Genomic DNA, 16737 nt, shown 5'->3' on the forward strand with positions numbered 1-16737 from the left:
ATCCCGAGAGCCGGATCATGAAGGGCCGCGACGGTTTCGTGCAGGCCTACAACGCCCAGGCCGCGGTGGACGCGACCGCGCAGGTCATCGTGGCGCACCACCTGACCAACAGCGCTGCCGACCAGGACGCCTTGAGACCGCTGCTCAATGCGGTCACCGCCAACACCGAAGCCACGCCGGCCGAGGTCTCGGCCGACAGCGGCTACTGCTCCGAAGCCAACCTCGCTGACCTCGCCGGGCGCGGCATCCGCGGCTACCTCGCCACCGGCCGCGCCAAGCACCCCGACGGCGGCGAGGAGCAGCGCCGAGGCCCATTGGTCTCGGCCATGCGCCAGCGGCTCAGACGCGCTGGCCGGCGCAGCCGCTACCGATTACGCAAGCAGGTCGTCGAACCCGTCTTTGGACAGATCAAGGCAGCACGAGGGTTCCGGCAGTTCCTGCTCCGCGGCATCAAGAAGGTGAAACACGAATGGGCGCTGGTCTGCACCGCCCATAACCTCACCAAGCTCGCCAGGGCAGCCGCTGCCTGATGCACGGCGGGCGCGCCGGCGAGGAATACCGCTCCGCCCCAGCGGCGGTCAGTCCGAAATGCGGTTACCGGGACGCGCTCCTAGCCCGTCAATGGCGGCATGGCCATTGTGGCGGCGCGGCGTGCCGCATTCGCCGCCAGATGCGCCTGCCGCGTCGGCTCCGGCAGGCGGTAGCCGGTTGCGGCCCGCTTCACCCATGCGACGGCGCCTGCCAGCGACACCCGATGGCCGACCGAGATATAGAGCGGATTGGCCCGCTGCCGGGTGCGCAGCACGGTGCCGAGCACCCTGCCCTTCCAGGCCAGCGGCACCTCGGCCCCTGGCGCCTCGCCCAGCGGCGCCTCCGGCTGTCCGACCAGCCGCGATTTGGCGACGCCGATGCTCGGGATGTCCAGCACAACGCCGAGATGCGCGGCGATGCCGAGCCCGCGCGGGTGCGCCAGCCCGTGGCCGTCCACCATCACCAGGTCGGGCTTCACCGCCAGCTGCTCCCACGCCGCCAGCAGCGCCGGCACCTCGCGGAAGCCGAGGAAGCCGGGGATGTAGGGCAGGCTGGCGCGCCGCACCGCCGAGGCGGTGGCAACCACCTCGAGTTCCGGGAAGCGCAGCACGACGATGCCGGCATAGACCCGGTTCTCCGGGTCGAAGCGGGTGTTGCTGACATCGACGCCGCCGAGCAGCCGCACCGGCCCATGCGCATCCTCCGCCACCACCCGGGCGGCGAGCGCCACCTGCGCCGCCCGGGCGGCGGCGAGATCAGGCGGGTTGAGCCAATGCTCGGGCATGGATGCGGCACGCACTCATCCTCCAAGCATGGCCGTGACCATCAGTTCCACATTGTGCCGCATCATCGCCTCATAGCCAGGCGCCGGCCCATCCGGCGCGGAGAGGGTGTCGGCGTAGAGCCGGCCACCGACCCTCACCCCGGCATCCCGGGCGATCTGGCGCATCACCATCTGGCTGCCGGGGCCTTCGAGGAATACCGCGGTGATCGACTCCTGACGGATCTGCCGGATCAGCGCCGCGACCCGGCCGGCTGCGGGCTGGGCGCCCGCCCCCATGCCCTGCGGCGCCAGCACCCGCACCCCGTAGGCGGCGGCGAAATAGCCGAATGCGGCATGGCTGGTGACCAGCACCCGCCGGGCCGGCGGCACGCTGCCGAGGCGCTCCCGCACCCAGCCATCCAGCGCCGCCAGCCGCGCCGCATAGGCTTGGCCGGCCGCCTGGTAACGCGCGGCGCCGGGCGGGTCGGCGGCGATGAGCCCGGCCAGGATCGTCTCGGCATAGGCGGCGGCGAGGCGGACATCCTGCCAGGCATGCGGGTCCGGCGCGCCTGCGGCGTGGCCGCCCGCCGCCGCCTCGGTGCGGCGTGGCGTGATGCCCTTGGTCGCCGTCACCACTACGCCGCGGTAGCCGGTGCTGCGCAGCAACCGGTCGATCCAGGGATCGAAGCCCAACCCGTTGCGCAGCACCAGGGCGGCGCCACGCAGGGCCTCGGCATCCGAGGGGCGGGGCTGGAAATGATGCGCATCCGTCTCCGGCCCGGCCAGCACCCGGACCTCCATCGCCTCCCCGGCCAACTCCCGCAGCATGTCGCCGAGGATGGAAAAGGAGGCGACGGCAAGCGGGCGGGGCTGGGCCCGCGCCCGACCTGCGGTCAGGGGCAGCGCCGCCAGCGCCAGCAGGCCGCGGCGGGGAAGAATGGAGGTCATGCGGTTTGTTATATTATAACGCCACCAAAGGCCAGATGGCTTGGAGGGTCCCTCAAAATAGGGCGCTTCCTGATGTCCTCCGCGGCTTTGCCGCAGAAGCTTTCACCGAAGCGCTGATCGGGACGGATCACCGCCCTCCCCTCTCCCCGCAAAACTGTGAAGCGGTTTTGCCGGGAGGTCTCAGCCGCGGCGCAGCCAGCGCCGCAGCTTGGCGAAGATGCCCTCCCCCTTTGCGGCGATGCGGTGATGCGCCGCATGCGGGCGCCGGGCGGGCGGCGGCAGCGCCGTTGCCACCGTGTGCCGGCCCGAATCCCGGGCGGCGATCAGCCGCTGCTCCAGCGCCACCACCTGGGCCACCGCCTCGGCCGGCTCGCTGGCGCTCAGGGTTTCGGCAGTCAGCTCGGCATCGCCCCAGGCCTCAGCCCTGCGCAGCGCGTCGATCACCCGGACGGTCTGTTCCGCATCCAGCGGCGGTCCGCCACGCCACGATGCCACCGCCTCCAGCCGCCAGTGCCGGGCGAGGTCTTCCTTGCCCAGATCATCCGCCACCCAGGCGGCGTGCAATGTCGCCTCGGCAGCGGCATGCAGCGCCCCGGTCTCCTCCAGCACATGCGCCCAGGCGAGGAAGCGGCGGGCCAGCGGCGGATAGCTGCTGTCCGCCAGCAGGGCGCGGAATGGGGCCGCCGCCACCGCCTGCGCCGCGGCCGGATGGGCCCGGGTGATATTCGGCGCGGCATAGCCGCAGCTCGGGCATTGCTGCAGCCAGCGGGCCATGGTGGAGCGGACCGGCTCGCCGGGCCGCAGATCGAGGTCCGGTGCCTGCTCCGGCGGGCTCGGCCGGAACGGCGGCTGCCGGCTGCCGGTGCCGCAGACGGCGCAGCGCGGCAGGGCATCGGTCGCGGGCGGTCGCGAACTGGCTGGAGACGGAACGGACATCGCCGCAAAGTTAGGCATCCTCGAGCCAAAGGCGAAGGGGGCAAGGCCGCTGCCGGGCAGGCCGTCACGCGATTTCGTCGCTTTCCGCCGCTTTTCATCACCTTTGCCCATGGCTGTGTCCGACGTGCCGCCGGTCGTTCCACGAAGCGTCCGTCAGGAAGTCGCAACGCGCCTGTTGCCGGAAGCGCTTCGCCTGGGGATAGTGCGACCCATGCCGCGCGGCGACCTCTTCCCCGATATCGCACCCTATGAAACGGGTTTGCTGCCCTTGTCGGGCGGCCACGTCATGTATTGGGAGCAGGTCGGCAATCCACGCGGCCAGGCGGCGCTGTTCCTGCACGGGGGCCCGGGCGCGGGTGCCGGCGCGGTGCATCGCCGCTTCTTCGACCCCAGCCACTGGCGGGTGGTGATCTTCGACCAGCGCGGCGCCGGACGGTCCCGCCCGCTCGGCGAGCTGCGGGAGAACTCCACCCCGCATCTGGTGGAGGACATCGAGGCGCTGCGCCGCTTCCTCGGCATCGAGCGCTGGCTGCTGTTCGGCGGCAGCTGGGGCAGCACCCTGGCGCTGGCCTATGCGCAGGCGCATCCGGAGCGGGTGCTGGGCTGCGTGCTGCGCGGCGTCTTCCTCGGCCGCCAGAGCGAGGTGGACTGGTTCCTGACCGGGCTGAAGCGGGTCTTCCCCGATGCCTGGGCGGCCTTCGCCGAGCACCTGCCGCCGGAGGAGCGGCACGACCTGCTGGCTGGCTACCTGAAGCGCCTGTGCCATCCCGATCCGCTGGTGCACCTGCCGGCGGCGCGGGCCTGGAGCCAGTACGAGGGCAGCTGCTCCACCCTGCTGCCGAGCCCGGAGACGGTTGCAAGCTTCGCGCAGGACCGCACCGCGCTCGGCCTGGCGCGGATCGAGGCGCATTACTTCGACAACCGGCTGTTCCTGCCGCCGGGCGGGCTGCTCGCCCACATGGACCGCATCGCCCATATCCCGGCGGAGGTCGTGCAGGGCCGCTACGACATGGTCTGCCCACCGGAGACCGCCTTCGAACTGGTGGCGGCCTGGCCCATGGCGCGGCTGACCATCATCCCCGACGCCGGGCATTCCGCGCTGGAGCCCGGCGTGCGGACTGCGCTGGTGAGCGCGGTGGAGCGGTTCCGGCGGCGGAGCTAGGGCGGAGCGCCGCAGGGCGGTCTCGCCTGGAGGCGCTCATCCACTCTGCCAACAACAGGCTACAACGGATTGGCGTTCAGACATGAACGCAATCCCCTGTAATCTCACCGTCGATCAGCGCCCCGAGGTCTTCCCCTGGGTCTCCAGCCGCATGTAGGTCCGGATCGTCTCGGGCAGGTTCTGCTCGATCCACTGCGCCATGCGGATCTCCTCATCCAGGCTCTGCTTCAGCAGCTTCGGCCCGGCTTGGTCGCCGGCCGCTTCCGCCATGACCAGAAGGGCGTTGTAGGAGGCGATCTCGTAATGCTCGAAGGCGAAATTGGCGAAGCTGTTCTTCAGCACCTCATCCTGCATCGGCGCATGGGCAAGCGCGGCCACATTGCCCATGAAACCGGTCATCATGTCCTTGAAGGTGGATTCGCTGGTGCCGTGGCCCCGCAGGATCTCCTCCAACCGGGCAGATTGGTTGCGGGATTCCTCGATGTGCTGGCGCATCCGCTCGGCCATCTGCGGATAATTCTCCAGCCGTTCCACCTGACGCTCGAGCAGCTGGATGGCCTGGACCTCCAGCGCATGCGCGTTGCGCAGGCCGGTGGTGTAGATGTCGGCAATTGAGCTGGCCATGGATGGCGTCTCCGGGGGGGGTGAGAGCAAGGCCAACACCGCGGGCAGGGCGTGGTTCCTTGCGCAGGCGGTATCGGTCGGGTCGCCGGTTCTTGGCCCCCCATCACCCCGGCCGGACCGCCACCTGGGGTGTCCGGCGCATGCAAGGCTTTGACTTGGCCGCCGTCTGGCTTATCTCCCGCAGCAACAGGCCGGACCCCTGCCCCGTGCCGCCGGAATCCCATGCCCGACACCCCGTTGAACCGCATCCGCAACTTCTCGATCATCGCCCATATCGACCATGGGAAATCCACCCTGGCCGACCGGCTGATCCAGGCCACCGGCACGGTCGCGCTCCGGGACATGAAGGAGCAACTCCTCGACAACATGGAGCTGGAGCGGGAGCGCGGCATCACCATCAAGGCGCAGACCGTCCGACTGTCCTACAAGGCGCAGGACGGCGAGACCTACGTCCTGAACCTGATGGACACGCCCGGCCACGTCGATTTCGCCTATGAGGTCAGCCGAAGCCTCGCCGCCTGCGAGGGCAGCCTGCTGGTGGTCGATGCCTCCCAGGGGGTCGAGGCGCAGACGCTGGCGAATGTCTACCAGGCGATCGACGCGAACCACGAGATCGTGCCGGTCCTCAACAAGATCGACCTGCCGGCCGCCGAGCCGGACCGGGTGAAGCAGCAGATCGAGGACGTCATCGGCCTCGACGCCTCCGACGCCGTGATGATCAGCGCCAAGACCGGGCTGAACATCGAGGGCGTGCTGGAGGCGATCGTGACACGCCTGCCGCCCCCGAAGGGCGAGCCGGATGCGCCGCTGAAGGCGCTGCTGGTTGACAGCTGGTACGATGCCTACCTCGGCGTCGTCGTGCTGGTGCGCGTCAAGGACGGGCATCTGCGCAAGGGCCAGAAGATCCGCATGATGTCGAACGGCTCGGTCCACACGATTGAGCAGGTCGGCGTCTTCACCCCGAAGATGGTGCAGGCCGACAGCCTCGGGCCGGGCGAGATGGGCTACGTCACCGCCGCCATCAAGACGGTGGCCGACACCAACGTCGGCGATACCATCACCGAGGACCGCAACCCGGCCGCCGAGGCGCTGCCGGGCTTCAAGCCCTCCATCCCGGTGGTCTGGTGCGGCCTCTACCCGGTCGATGCCGATGATTTCGAGAAGCTGCGGGAATCGGTCGCCAAGCTGCGGCTGAACGACAGCAGCTTCCACTACGAGGCGGAGAACAGCGCCGCCCTCGGCCTCGGCTACCGCTGCGGCTTCCTCGGTCTGCTGCATCTGGAGATCGTCCAGGAACGGCTCTCACGCGAGTTCGACCTCGACCTGATCGCGACCGCGCCTTCGGTCGTGTACAAGATCCGCAAGACCAACGGCGAGCTGTTCGAGCTGCACAACCCGGCCGACATGCCCGACCCGAGCGTCATCGACGAGATCGAGGAGCCCTGGATCAAGGCGACGATCATGGTGCCGGACGACTACCTCGGCCCGGTGCTGACCCTCTGCAATGAGCGCCGTGGCCAGCAGGTGGAGCTGACCTATGTCGGCACCCGCGCCATGGCGGTCTACCGGCTGCCGCTGAACGAGGTGGTGTTCGATTTCTACGACCGGCTGAAGAGCATCTCCCGCGGCTATGCCAGCTTCGACTACACGGTGGATGGCTACCAGGCGGGCGAGCTGGTGAAGATCTCCATCCTGGTGAATGCCGAGCCGGTGGATGCGCTGTCCTTCATGGCGCACCGCAGCCAGGCCGACCGCCGCGGCCGGCAGATCTGCGAGAAGCTGAAGGAGCTGATTCCGCGCCAGCTCTTCAAGATCCCGATCCAGGCGGCGATCGGCGGCCGGGTGATCGCGCGCGAGACGATCAGCGCCATGTCGAAGGACGTGACCGCCAAATGCTACGGCGGCGACATCAGCCGCAAGCGCAAGCTGCTCGACAAGCAGAAGGAGGGCAAGAAGCGCATGCGGCAGTTCGGCAAGGTCGAGATCCCGCAGAGCGCCTTCATCGCCGCCCTCAAAATGGATGCGTGAACCGCGGCAGCTGCAACCCCGGGGCATCAATGCCGCTTGATACGGCATGGTCCCTGCCTCAATAGGGCGCGACCTGCCCCGAGAGGAATTCATGCCCCGTTTAGCCCGCCGTGCGCTGCTCGCCCTGGCCGGCCTCGGCCTTGCCGCAGCGCCAGCCGCCGCCCAGCCGTTCCCGAACCGCACCGTCACCATCGTCGTCCCCTTCGCCGCCGGCGGCCCGACCGACACGGTCGCCCGGCTGGTCGCCGAGGCAATGGGCCGCGAGCTCGGCCAGACCGTGGTGGTGGAGAATGCCGGCGGCGCCGGCGGCACCATCGGTGCCCAGCGCGTGGCCCAGGCGCGGCCGGACGGCCATACCCTCCTGCTGCATCACATCGGCATGGCGACCACGCCGAGCCTCTACCGCCGGCTCGCCTATGATCCGATCGGCGGCTTCGAGCCGGTCGGCCTGATCACCGAAGTGCCGATGACCCTGGTGGCGAAGAAGGATTTCCCGGCCAATACCCTGGCCGAGGCCATCGCCGTCATCCGCCAGCGCCGCGACGCGCTGAACTACGCCAATGCCGGCATCGGCGCCGCCAGCCACCTCTGCGGCCTGCTGCTGATGAAGGCGGTGGACACCGCGATGACCACCGTGCCCTTCCGCGGCACCGGCCCGGCGATGCAGGAACTGCTCTCCGGCCGCATCGACCTGATGTGCGACCAGACCACCAACACCACCGAGCAGATCAACAGCGGCGCCATCAAGGCCTTCGCGGTGACGACGCGGGAGCGCGTGGCCTCCCTGCCCAACCTGCCGACCTCGGCCGAGGCCGGGCTGCCTGCCTTCGAGGTCTCGGTGTGGCACGGCCTCTACGCGCCGAAGGGCACGCCGGCGGAGATCACCCGGCGGCTGTCCCAGGCGCTGCAGGTGGCGCTGCGCGATCCCCGGCTGGTGGCGCGTTTCGCCGAGCTCGGCACCACGCCCGTGGCGCAGGACCGGGCGACGCCGGAGGCGCATCGGGCGTTCTGGATGGCCGATATCGCCAAGTGGCAGCCGATCATCCAGGCGGCTGGCCAGTACGCCGACTGATCCGGCCAGGCCAGCCCGTCCCGTTCATGTCCGCCGCCCCCGAGGTGCTTCCGCCTCGGGGGCTTTTCGTCCGGCCTACAGCCCGTGGCCGGGCGCCTTCGCCGGCGGAGCCGGTCTGGCGCTATTCCACCCGGATCCCTGCCTCCCGCACCACCCGGCCCCAGCGTTCGCGCTCGGCAGCGATGAAGCTGCGGGTCTCGTCGGCGTTGCGGAAGCGGGCGGCGACGCCCTGCTGGGCGAAGGCCTGCGGCAGGTCGGTCTCGCGCAGCGCCCATTCCACCGCCGCCTCCAGCCGGCGCAGCGCTGGCACCGGCGTTGCCGCAGGGGCCACCAGCGCGTGCCAGGACCCGGCCTCGAAGCCGGGCAGCCCGGCCTCGGCGGTGGTCGGCACCGCCGGCAGGATCGGCTGGCGTGCCGCGGCCGCCACCGCCAGCACCCGGGCCCGGCCACTCTCCACCGCGCCGCGCATCAGGCTGTAGCCGTCCAGCAGCAGCTGAATCCGCCCGCCTGCCAGATCCTGCACCGCCGGCGCGCTGCCGCGGTAGGGCACATGGACGATCTCCGTCCCGGTCTGCCGCTTGAACAGCTCCAGCGCCAGGTGCGACGGCCCGCCTGCCCCGGCCGAGCCGGCGTCCAACTTGCCGGGATTGGCCTTCGCATAGGCGATCAGCTCGGCCAGGCTCCGCACCGGCAGGCCATCCGCTACGGCGATGACCAGGCTGCTTTCCATGGTCTGGGCGATCGGGACGAAGTCGCGCAGCGTGTCGAAGGGCAGGCTATGATACAGCGCGTTGGTGACGCCGAGATTGCCGACATTGCCGTAGAACAGCGTGTAGCCATCGGCCGGGGCCTTCACCGCCGCCTCCATGGCGATGTTGCCATTGGCCCCGGCGCGGTTCTCCACCAGCACCGGCTGACCCAGCCGCTCCTGCAGCTTCGGCGCCAGCAACCGGCCGACGATGTCGACGCCGCCGCCGGGCGGGAAGCCGATCAGCATGCGGATCGGGCGGCTGGGGTAATCGGCCTGGGCGGCCGCCAGGCTGGGCGCCACCGCCGGGGCGGCGGCGATCGCCCCCAGCAGGGTGCGGCGGGACAAGGGCATCTGGGGTCCTCCCGGATCATTCTTGCCGGCGATGCTCGCCGCCTTCCACGGGTGGACGCAACCCCGCTTTACGGCCCGCCATCCTGCGTGCGAGCCTGCGCCCCAGCGCCGGCCCGGACCCGATGCGCGTCGATGATCGTCGCCACGACCCGGGCCCGGCCAATGTCTGACCGGCAGCGTCCGAACCTGACTGCGCCCAGCCAGGTGGCCGCTGCGTTCGGAGCGGTTTCCACATGCCGTTGCCTGCGGAACCCGCTCCTGGCTTTGATGTGTCGAGTGAATAGCCTCCGCGGTGGGATCCACCCCGGGAGGTTCGCCTGAGGGAGAGGAAATCGCCATGGACGGCCTGACCAAGATCGAATGCCCCTGGAACCGCACCACGGAATCGCTCGGCAATGTGGTCGAGCTGCAGCATGTGAACCTGCGGGTGCCGGACCAGCTCAAGGCCACGGCCTTCTACATCTCGGCGCTCGGCCTGACCCGTGACCCCTACCTTGTCACCGGCATCGACAACATGTGGGCCAATGTCGGCGTCAGCCAGTTCCACCTGCCGACCGGGCCGGCGCAGAAGCTGCGCGGCATCGTCGGGCTGGTGGTGCCGGACCGCGCCCAGCTGCTGCACCGGCTGCAGAACGCCCGGCGCTGGCTGGACGGCACGCAATACGGCTTCGAGGAAGCGGCCGACCACGTCGACGTCACCTGCCCCTGGGGCAACCGCATCCGCGTCCATGCACCGGACGCCGAGCGCTTCGGCCGCATCAACCTCGGCATGCCCTATGTCGCCTTCGACGTGGCGCCCGGCACCCTGCCCGGCATCGTCCGCTTCTACCGGGACATCGTCCAGGCGCCGGCCAGCCTCGAGAACGACGAGGCCCGGGTGCTGGTGGCGAACGGCCAGTACCTGCTGTTCCGCGAGACCGACGCGCCGCAGCCGGAGTACGACGGTCACCACATCCAGCTCGCCTTCGTCGATTTCGGCGGGGTGCATGCGCGGCTGGCCGAGCGCGGGCTGATCAGCCAGGAAGACAGCCAGCACCAGTACCGCTTCATCGACATCGTCGACCCGGAGAACGGCAAGCTGCTGTTCCAGGTCGAGCACGAGATCCGCTCGATGACGCACCCGCTGTTCATGCGGAAGCTGGTCAACCGCAACGCCGCGGTGACCAACCTGATCTATGCCACCGGCCATGAGTCGCTGGCCTGGGCGATGCCGCCGGAATAGGCGGCAGCGTCCTGTGGGGTAGGCCGCGCCTACCCCTCCACCGCCGTCGGCGCCCCGCCGGCGGCGAGGGACCGGACGATCGCCTCGAAGGCCGCGACATTCGCCACCGCCTGGTCGGGCGGCAGCGGATAGGGCGCGCCGCCACCGGCCGCCTCGGCGAAGGCCTCCAGCTCGGCGCGCAGCGTATCGACCGGCGGTGCGGTGATCAGCTCCGGCGCCCGGCCGCTCTCGCGCAGCACCACATCGGTGTCGTTCACCGCCTCCACGCTGCCGCGCTCGCCGAACAGGTGCAGCCGCCAGAAGCGCGGCGTCGCCCGCACCATCGACAGCGTGCCGGAGATGCCGCAGGCGAATTCCAGCATGACCGAGAAGCTGTCCAAGGCCCCCGGCGGCGGCTTGCGCTGCACCAGCAGGGTCGAGACCCGCGTCGCCGGCCCGACCAGGGCGGTGAAGCTGTCGATCACATGCACGCCGGTGCCGGTCATGCCGCCGGCCGGGGATTCCGCCGGATCGCTGCGCCAGGGGGCGAAGTTGCGCGAGGAATTCTCGTTGCTCGAATGCCCCTCGATATGCAGCAGCGTGCCCAGCCGCCCTTCCGCCAGCACCCGCTTCATCGTCGCCAGGCTCGGCAGGAAGCGCCGGTTGTGGCCGACCGCAAGCGGCACGCCGGCGGCGGCGCAGGCCGCGATGGCGGCGACCGCATCGGCCCGCGTCAGGGTCAGCGGCTTCTCGCAGAACACCGGCAGCCGGCGCGCGGCGACCGCCTGGATCAGCGCGAGATGCGCGCGATGCGGCGCGGCGATGACCACGGCCCGCACCTCCGGATCATCCAGCATCGCCTCCAGGGTGGAGGAGAAGCGCAGCCCGTATTCCGCGGCGACCGGCGCGCCCGCCCCGGCATGGCGGCTCATCGCATGAACGAAGCGGATCCTGCCGCTGCCGCGCGCTGCCTGCAGCAGCTCGCGCCCCCACCAGCCAGTGCCGATGATGCCTGCGGTGATCATGCGTCGTTTCCCTTTCTCTCGTTGCTGCTAGGCTAGAGCAAACACTCCCGGCTGGCTGCACAGGGGGCGACGGAATCACCCGTCGGATGGAGGAGACACCGGAATGCGCATTCTGCTCGCGCTGCTGCTTGGCTGCACGATGGCCGCGCCGGCGGGCGCCGCCTGGCCGGAGCGGCCGGTCACCATCGTCGTGCCCTTCGGCCCCGGCGGCGGCGCCGACATCGCCGCGCGCAGCATCGGCCGCTGGCTGGAAGGGCGGCTCGGCCAGCCCTTCGTCATCGTCAACCGGGGCGGCGCCGGCGGCGAGATCGGCTTCACCGCCACCGCCCGCGCCGCGCCGGACGGCTACACCATCGGCGTCATCACCATGCCGAACCTCGTCACCATCCCGATCGAGCGCCGGGCGCAGTATGCGGTGGAGCAACTCGCCCCGGTGGCGAATCTGGTGGATGACGTGGGCGGGGTCTTCGTCCGCGCGGATAGCCCGTTCCGCAGCCTCGCCGACCTCGTCGCTGCGGCGAAGGCGAGGCCCGAGGCGGTGTCCTTCGGCACCACCGGCATCGGCACCTATGCGCATTTCGGCATGCTGGCGCTGGAACGGCAGGCTGGCATCTCGCTGACGCCGGTCGCCTACGGCGGCACCGCGGCGATGCGGGCGGCGCTGCTGCAAGGCGGGCTGCAGGTGGCCGGTGTCAGCATGACGGATGCGACGGCCGAGATGCAGGCCGGCCAGGTGCGCGCGCTCGGCCAGATGGCCGCCCGGCGCTGGTCCGGCACGCCGGATGTGCCGACCTTGCGGGAACAGGGCTTCGATGTGGTGCTGAGCTCCATGCGCGGCTTCGCCGCCCCGGCCGGCACGCCGCCGGAGATCCTGCGCCGCCTGTCGGATGCGATCGGCGCGGCAGCGGAGGATGCGGAGTTCCGCCGCATGGCGGAACGCCAGGCGATGCCGCTGCGCTTCCTCGACTCCGCCGCCTTCGCCGCGGAGATCGCGGCGCAGCAGACGCAGTACCGCACCCAGTGGCAGGCGCAGCCGTGGCGGGAACGCGACTAGGCTATTGCTTGAAACTGGCCATCGCCGTCCGCCATTCGGCGGCGGCGAGATTCTCCTCGATCGCCAGCAGCTCGGTCGCCAGCGCGCCGCGCGGGTCGCGGTCCAGCCCCTCCTCGATGCAGCGCTTGGCCATGCGCAGCGCGGCCGGCGGGGCCTTGGCGATCACCGCGGTGATCTCCTCCACCGCCGCCGCCAATGCTTCCGGCGCAACGAGACGGGTGACCAGCCCATGCGCCAGCGCCTCCGCGGCAGTCAGCGTGCGGCCGGTGAACATCAGATCCTTCGCCAGCCGCTTGCCGAGCACCCGCGGCAGCCGCTGGGTCGCGCCCACGGTGCCCCACAGCGCCTCCGGCGTGCGGAAGCTCGCGGCCGGGGTGGCGATGATGAAGTCGCAGGCCGCGGCGATCTCGACGCCGGAGCCGACCGCCGGCCCCTCCACCATCGCCACCGCCGGCATCGGCAGCGCCTCCAGCGCGGCATAGGCGGCGAAGCCCTTGACCCGGCGCGCCCGCACCTGGTCGTCGCTCATGCCCTGGCGTTCCTTGAGGTCAGCACCGGCGCAGAAGACCGGCCCCTCGGCCCGCAGCACCACCAGCCGCGCCGCATCCTCCGTCGCTTGGCGACAGGCCATGACCAGCGCCTCGGCCAGCGCGACGTTCAGCGCATTGCGCGCCGCCGGCCGGTTCAGCGTAAGGGTGACGACGCCGCGCGCATCGGCGGCATAGCGAACCACCTCGGTCATGTGGTGAGGCCGGAGGCACCGATCATCGCCTTGATCCGCCGCATCGACTCCGCGCCGTAGAGCGCGGCGCCCTCGGCCAGGGCGCAGGCGGCATCAATCAGCGCCTCGCGCGGCACCACCTGGTTCACGAGGCGCAGCGCGCGGGCCTCCGCCGCCTCCACCGCCCTGCCGGTCGCCAGCAGCTCGAAGCAATCCTTGGGGCCGAGGTGGCGCAGCAGCATCGGCGCGACCAGCGAGGGGAAGATGTCGTGCCTGGCTTCCGGGTAGGAGAAGCGCGCATCCTCTGCCGCCACCACCAGGTCGCAGCACAGCGCCAGCGAGGCGCCGGCGCCGACCACCGCGCCATGCACCGCGGCAACCACCGGCTTGCCCATCGCCGCCGGCGCCGCCAGCAGCGCATCCGACAATGCCGAGCGCCGCTGCCGCGCCGCCTCATCCGCCGCCAGCACCGCGCGCTCGCCGAGATCAGCGCCGGCGGAGAAGCCTGGCCCGGCGCCGGCCAGCACCACGGCAGCGACATCGGCCGCGGCGTCGGCAGCCTGCATTGCCTCGACCAGCGCGGCGCAAAGCCCGGCGTTCAGCGCATTGCGCTTCTCCGGCCGGTCCAGCCGCAGCACCCGCACCCGACCGCGATCCTCAACCTGCAAGACCAACGTCAGCTCTCCCGCGGCAATGGCTTGGCGAAGCTAGTCACGTCGCCGATGCTGTCAACCAAATCACGGAGGACGTCCATGCCCGCCAGCCGTCGTGCCCTACTCGCCACCGCCCTGCTTTGCCGGCCCGCCGTGGCACAGCCCGCCTGGCCAAGCCGAACCATGCGCTTCATCGTGCCCTTCGCCCCGGGCGGGCCGGTGGAGATCCCGGCCCGCTTCATCGCCGAGCAGCTGGGGCCGAAGCTCGGGCAGAACATCATCGTCGAGGCCAAGCCCGGCGCCGGCGGCGCGCTCGGCATCCAGGCGGTGGTGCAGGCCAATGATCCGCACATGATGCTGGTCACCACCAGCGCCGTCGCCATCCTGCCGGCGCTGATGCAGGACCCCGGCTTCGATCCTCTGGCCGACCTCGTGCCGATCTCGCTGCTGACCGATTCGCCGATGGTGTTCCTGGCCCGGCCCGACACCCCGATCCGTGACCTGGCCGATCTGCTGGCCCGCGCCCGGGCGGCGCCGGGGCGGATCAGCTACGGCTCCTCCGGCGCAGGCTCCACCACCCATTTGGGCGGCGCGCTGTTCTGCAGCATGGCCGGGGTGGAGCTGCTGCACGTGCCCTATCGCGGCGCGGCCCAGGCGGTGAACGCGCTCTATGCCGGCGATACCGACCTGATGGTCACCGGCATGGGCGAGGGCATGCCGCATCTGCGTGACCGCCGGCTGCGCGCCCTGCTGGTCACCGGCCGGGAACGCCTGGCCGAGCTGCCGGATGTGCCGGCGGCGGCGGAACTTGTGCCGGATTACGCCATTTCAATCTGGTACGGCATGTTCGGCCCGCGCGCGACGCCACCCGCGGTGGCGCAACGGATCGCCACGGAGATCGCCCCGCTGCGCACCGGCAGCGCCCTGGCGGAGCGGCTGCGGGGCTCCGGCGTCAACCTGCTGCTGGCGCCACCGGAAGTGCTGGCCGCGCGCATGGCGCGGGAGGTCTCGCAGTGGAAGCAGGTTGCCGCCGCGGCGAAGATCCGCGCCGACTGAAGCGGCCGGCCACCATCAGGCCGAACTCGCCTCGGCCATCCGCAACGTGCGGCTGTGCAGGACCCGGCCGAGCAGCCGCTCCGCCTCCAGCCCGGCCGCGCGTACCGCGCCGAGGTTGAGGCCGGTGTCGAAGCCCATCGCCGCCAGCGCGGTCACCAGATCCTCGGTGCCGGTGTTGCCGGTGAAGCCCTCGCCATAGGCGATCTTCGCCGGATGCCCACCGGTGCCGCCCAGTGCGGTATCGGCATGGGTCAGCCCGGCCTCGATGGCGGCCAGGGTATTGGCGATGCCGGTGCCGCGGCTGTCGTGGAAATGGGCGATGAAGGTCGCGGTCGGCAGCGCGCCGTGCAGCCAGCCGATCAGGTCACGCACCCGTGGCGGCGTGGCGCTGCCGATGGTGTCGCCTATGGCAATGCGGGTGACGCCGAGATCGGCGAATCGCCGCGCATCCTCCAGCACCCGCTCCGCCGAGGTCGGCCCGTCGAAAGGGCAGTCGAAGGCGACGGAGATGGTGCCTACCATCACGAAGGCGTCGCGCGCCAGCGCCGCCATCTCGGCGATGTTTTGCCACTGCTCCTGCCGCGTGCGGCGGAGGTTGCGGGTGGTGTGGCCTTCACTGGCGGAGACCAGCAGGGAAATCTCCTCCGGCCCCCAGCCGCCCTGCTGCGCCGCCAGGGCGCGCTGCACCGCCTGCGGATTGGGGCAGGTCGCCTTGAACAGCACGCCAGGGCGGCGGCGGACGCCCTTCAGCACCGCCTCGGCATCGGCGAATTGCGGCACATGCTTCGGATGGGCGAAGGAGGTGATCTCGATCCGGCGGAAGCCGCAATCGGCGATGCGATCGATCATCGCAATCTTGGCCTCGGCCGGGATCAGCGTGGTCTCATGCTGCAGCCCGTCGCGGGCGAAGCATTCGCAGATCACCACGCCAGGCGCCGCGGGGGCGGCGGCGCCGGCGATTTCCTCCATCTCCTCATGCGTCGGCAGGTCGCTCATTGCAGCATCTCCTTCAGGATGCCGATGGCCTCCGCCGGGTCGCGCGCGGTGCGGGCGCCGCCGGCGGCCAGGGCGGCGAGCTTGGCAGCGGCGGATTCGCGGGCGCCGCCGACCAGCGCGCCAGCATGGCCCATGCGCTTCTCGGCGGGCGCATGGCGGCCGACCAGCATGGTGACCACCGGCTTCGGGCAGGCGCGGATGGCCTCAGCCAGGGCGTATTCCTTGTCGCCGCCGATCTCGCCGCAATAGAGGACGGCGTCAGTCCGCTTATCCGCCGCCAGCGCGGCCAGGTACTCATGCGGGTTGCGGCCGGCGATGGTGTCGCCGCCGATATGCATCACCGCGCGCTGGCCGATCCCCGCCGCGGTCAGCAGCCGGGCCATGGTCAGGGTCAACGTGCCGCTGCGGCACATCACCGCGACCCGCCCGGGCGTGCAGAAGGAGGGCGCGATGGAGCCGAGCAGCCCTTCCTCCGGCACGCAGAGGCCGAGGGTGTTCGGCCCGACCAGCCAGGAGCCGGCGGCACGGGCCGCCTGCGCCGCCCGCAGCGTGTCGTGCACCGGCACGTATTCGGCGGCGACGACGATGGTCGGGATGCCGGCGGCGGCGCGCACCGCATCCAGCACGCCTTCCGGCGGGGTGTAGATCACCGCCGCATCGGCCGGCTCCGGCAGCTCCCGCACATCATCGTAGAGGGCCAGCCCGTCGAGGCTCTCCCCGCCACGGCCGAGGGCGATGCCGCCGATCAGATGGGTGCCCGCCTCGCGCATCGAGGCGACCTGGGCGGTGGCGTAACGGCCGGTCGGGTTGAACACCACGACGCGACGGGGGAAGCTGGCAAGGAATGGTGCGATCATCAGGAGGC

At 70.9% G+C, this 16737-nt stretch carries 17 protein-coding genes; 7 read left to right on the plus strand and 10 right to left on the minus strand.

The features are described 5' to 3' along the window. A partial coding sequence (locus H7965_RS14270) for a transposase (protein ID WP_261394202.1) occupies window positions 1-530 on the plus strand: 530 nt, incomplete at its 5' end. Between the two features lie 80 nt (window positions 531-610). Here H7965_RS14270 and nfi read toward each other — a convergent pair. From nfi to H7965_RS14285, 3 genes are all read right to left on the minus strand, one after another. Next, window positions 611-1315 (minus strand): deoxyribonuclease V, encoded by a 705-nt coding sequence (gene nfi / locus H7965_RS14275; RefSeq protein WP_186771262.1) that lies wholly within the window; start codon window positions 1313-1315, stop codon window positions 611-613. A 15-nt stretch (window positions 1316-1330) separates the two neighbouring features. Next, the gene (locus H7965_RS14280) at window positions 1331-2242 is read right to left on the minus strand and encodes a metal ABC transporter solute-binding protein, Zn/Mn family (RefSeq protein WP_186771263.1); all 912 of its coding nucleotides are present in this window, start codon (window positions 2240-2242) and stop codon (window positions 1331-1333) included. A gap of 180 nt (window positions 2243-2422) precedes the next feature. Then, window positions 2423-3178, minus strand: a complete 756-nt coding sequence (locus H7965_RS14285; protein ID WP_186771264.1) for a hypothetical protein — start codon at window positions 3176-3178, stop codon at window positions 2423-2425. Between the two features lie 211 nt (window positions 3179-3389). Here H7965_RS14285 and pip point away from each other — a divergent pair, with 211 nt between their 5' ends. Next, window positions 3390-4340: a prolyl aminopeptidase gene (gene pip / locus H7965_RS14290; protein ID WP_186771265.1), complete on the plus strand. Its 951-nt coding sequence runs from the start codon at window positions 3390-3392 to the stop codon at window positions 4338-4340. 114 nt (window positions 4341-4454) lie between these two features. On the opposite strand, the gene H7965_RS14295 is transcribed toward pip, so the two are convergent. Next, window positions 4455-4964 carry a ferritin-like domain-containing protein gene (locus tag H7965_RS14295; RefSeq protein ID WP_186771266.1) on the minus strand — a complete coding sequence of 170 codons (510 nt, stop codon included), beginning with the start codon at window positions 4962-4964 and terminating at the stop codon, window positions 4455-4457. Between the two features lie 222 nt (window positions 4965-5186). On the opposite strand from H7965_RS14295, the gene lepA reads away from it, so the two are divergent. Further along, a complete protein-coding gene (gene lepA / locus H7965_RS14300; protein ID WP_186771267.1) occupies window positions 5187-6992 on the plus strand; it encodes a translation elongation factor 4 in 1806 nt (601 codons plus the stop codon). 91 nt (window positions 6993-7083) lie between these two features. Further along, window positions 7084-8064, plus strand: a complete 981-nt coding sequence (locus tag H7965_RS14305) for a tripartite tricarboxylate transporter substrate-binding protein (RefSeq protein ID WP_186771268.1) — start codon at window positions 7084-7086, stop codon at window positions 8062-8064. A gap of 121 nt (window positions 8065-8185) precedes the next feature. On the opposite strand, the gene H7965_RS14310 is transcribed toward H7965_RS14305, so the two are convergent. Further along, complete coding sequence (locus H7965_RS14310; protein ID WP_186771269.1) at window positions 8186-9166, minus strand: Bug family tripartite tricarboxylate transporter substrate binding protein; 981 nt, start codon at window positions 9164-9166, stop codon at window positions 8186-8188. Between the two features lie 337 nt (window positions 9167-9503). Between H7965_RS14310 and H7965_RS14315 the strand changes: the two genes are divergently transcribed. Continuing rightward, window positions 9504-10388, plus strand: a complete 885-nt coding sequence (locus H7965_RS14315) for a VOC family protein (RefSeq protein ID WP_222440614.1) — start codon at window positions 9504-9506, stop codon at window positions 10386-10388. Window positions 10389-10417: 29 nt separating this feature from the next. Here H7965_RS14315 and H7965_RS14320 read toward each other — a convergent pair whose 3' ends face one another. Beyond that, the gene (locus tag H7965_RS14320; RefSeq protein ID WP_186771270.1) at window positions 10418-11392 is read right to left on the minus strand and encodes a Gfo/Idh/MocA family protein; all 975 of its coding nucleotides are present in this window, start codon (window positions 11390-11392) and stop codon (window positions 10418-10420) included. 103 nt (window positions 11393-11495) lie between these two features. Here H7965_RS14320 and H7965_RS14325 point away from each other — a divergent pair, with 103 nt between their 5' ends. Then, window positions 11496-12446 carry a tripartite tricarboxylate transporter substrate binding protein gene (locus tag H7965_RS14325; protein ID WP_186771271.1) on the plus strand — a complete coding sequence of 317 codons (951 nt, stop codon included), beginning with the start codon at window positions 11496-11498 and terminating at the stop codon, window positions 12444-12446. Between the two features lies 1 nt (window position 12447). Here the strand turns inward: H7965_RS14325 and H7965_RS14330 are convergent, their stop codons facing one another. Beyond that, entirely contained in the window at window positions 12448-13188 is a 741-nt protein-coding gene (locus H7965_RS14330; protein WP_186771272.1) for an enoyl-CoA hydratase/isomerase family protein, read from the minus strand. Continuing rightward, on the minus strand, window positions 13185-13841 hold the full coding sequence (locus H7965_RS14335; protein ID WP_186771273.1) for an enoyl-CoA hydratase/isomerase family protein: 657 nt from the start codon (window positions 13839-13841) through the stop codon (window positions 13185-13187). Before H7965_RS14335 ends, H7965_RS14330 begins: the two co-directional genes overlap by 4 nt. A gap of 78 nt (window positions 13842-13919) precedes the next feature. Between H7965_RS14335 and H7965_RS14340 the strand changes: the two genes are divergently transcribed. Continuing rightward, window positions 13920-14876 carry a Bug family tripartite tricarboxylate transporter substrate binding protein gene (locus H7965_RS14340; RefSeq protein ID WP_186771274.1) on the plus strand — a complete coding sequence of 319 codons (957 nt, stop codon included), beginning with the start codon at window positions 13920-13922 and terminating at the stop codon, window positions 14874-14876. A gap of 15 nt (window positions 14877-14891) precedes the next feature. On the opposite strand, the gene H7965_RS14345 is transcribed toward H7965_RS14340, so the two are convergent. Then, a complete protein-coding gene (locus tag H7965_RS14345; RefSeq protein ID WP_229682617.1) occupies window positions 14892-15872 on the minus strand; it encodes a hydroxymethylglutaryl-CoA lyase in 981 nt (326 codons plus the stop codon). Beyond that, the gene (locus H7965_RS14350) at window positions 15869-16729 is read right to left on the minus strand and encodes a CoA-binding protein (RefSeq protein ID WP_186771275.1); all 861 of its coding nucleotides are present in this window, start codon (window positions 16727-16729) and stop codon (window positions 15869-15871) included. Before H7965_RS14350 ends, H7965_RS14345 begins: the two co-directional genes overlap by 4 nt. Window positions 16730-16737: the final 8 nt, after the last annotated feature.

The organism is Siccirubricoccus deserti (assembly GCF_014283215.1).
Lineage (GTDB): Bacteria > Pseudomonadota > Alphaproteobacteria > Acetobacterales > Acetobacteraceae > Siccirubricoccus > Siccirubricoccus deserti.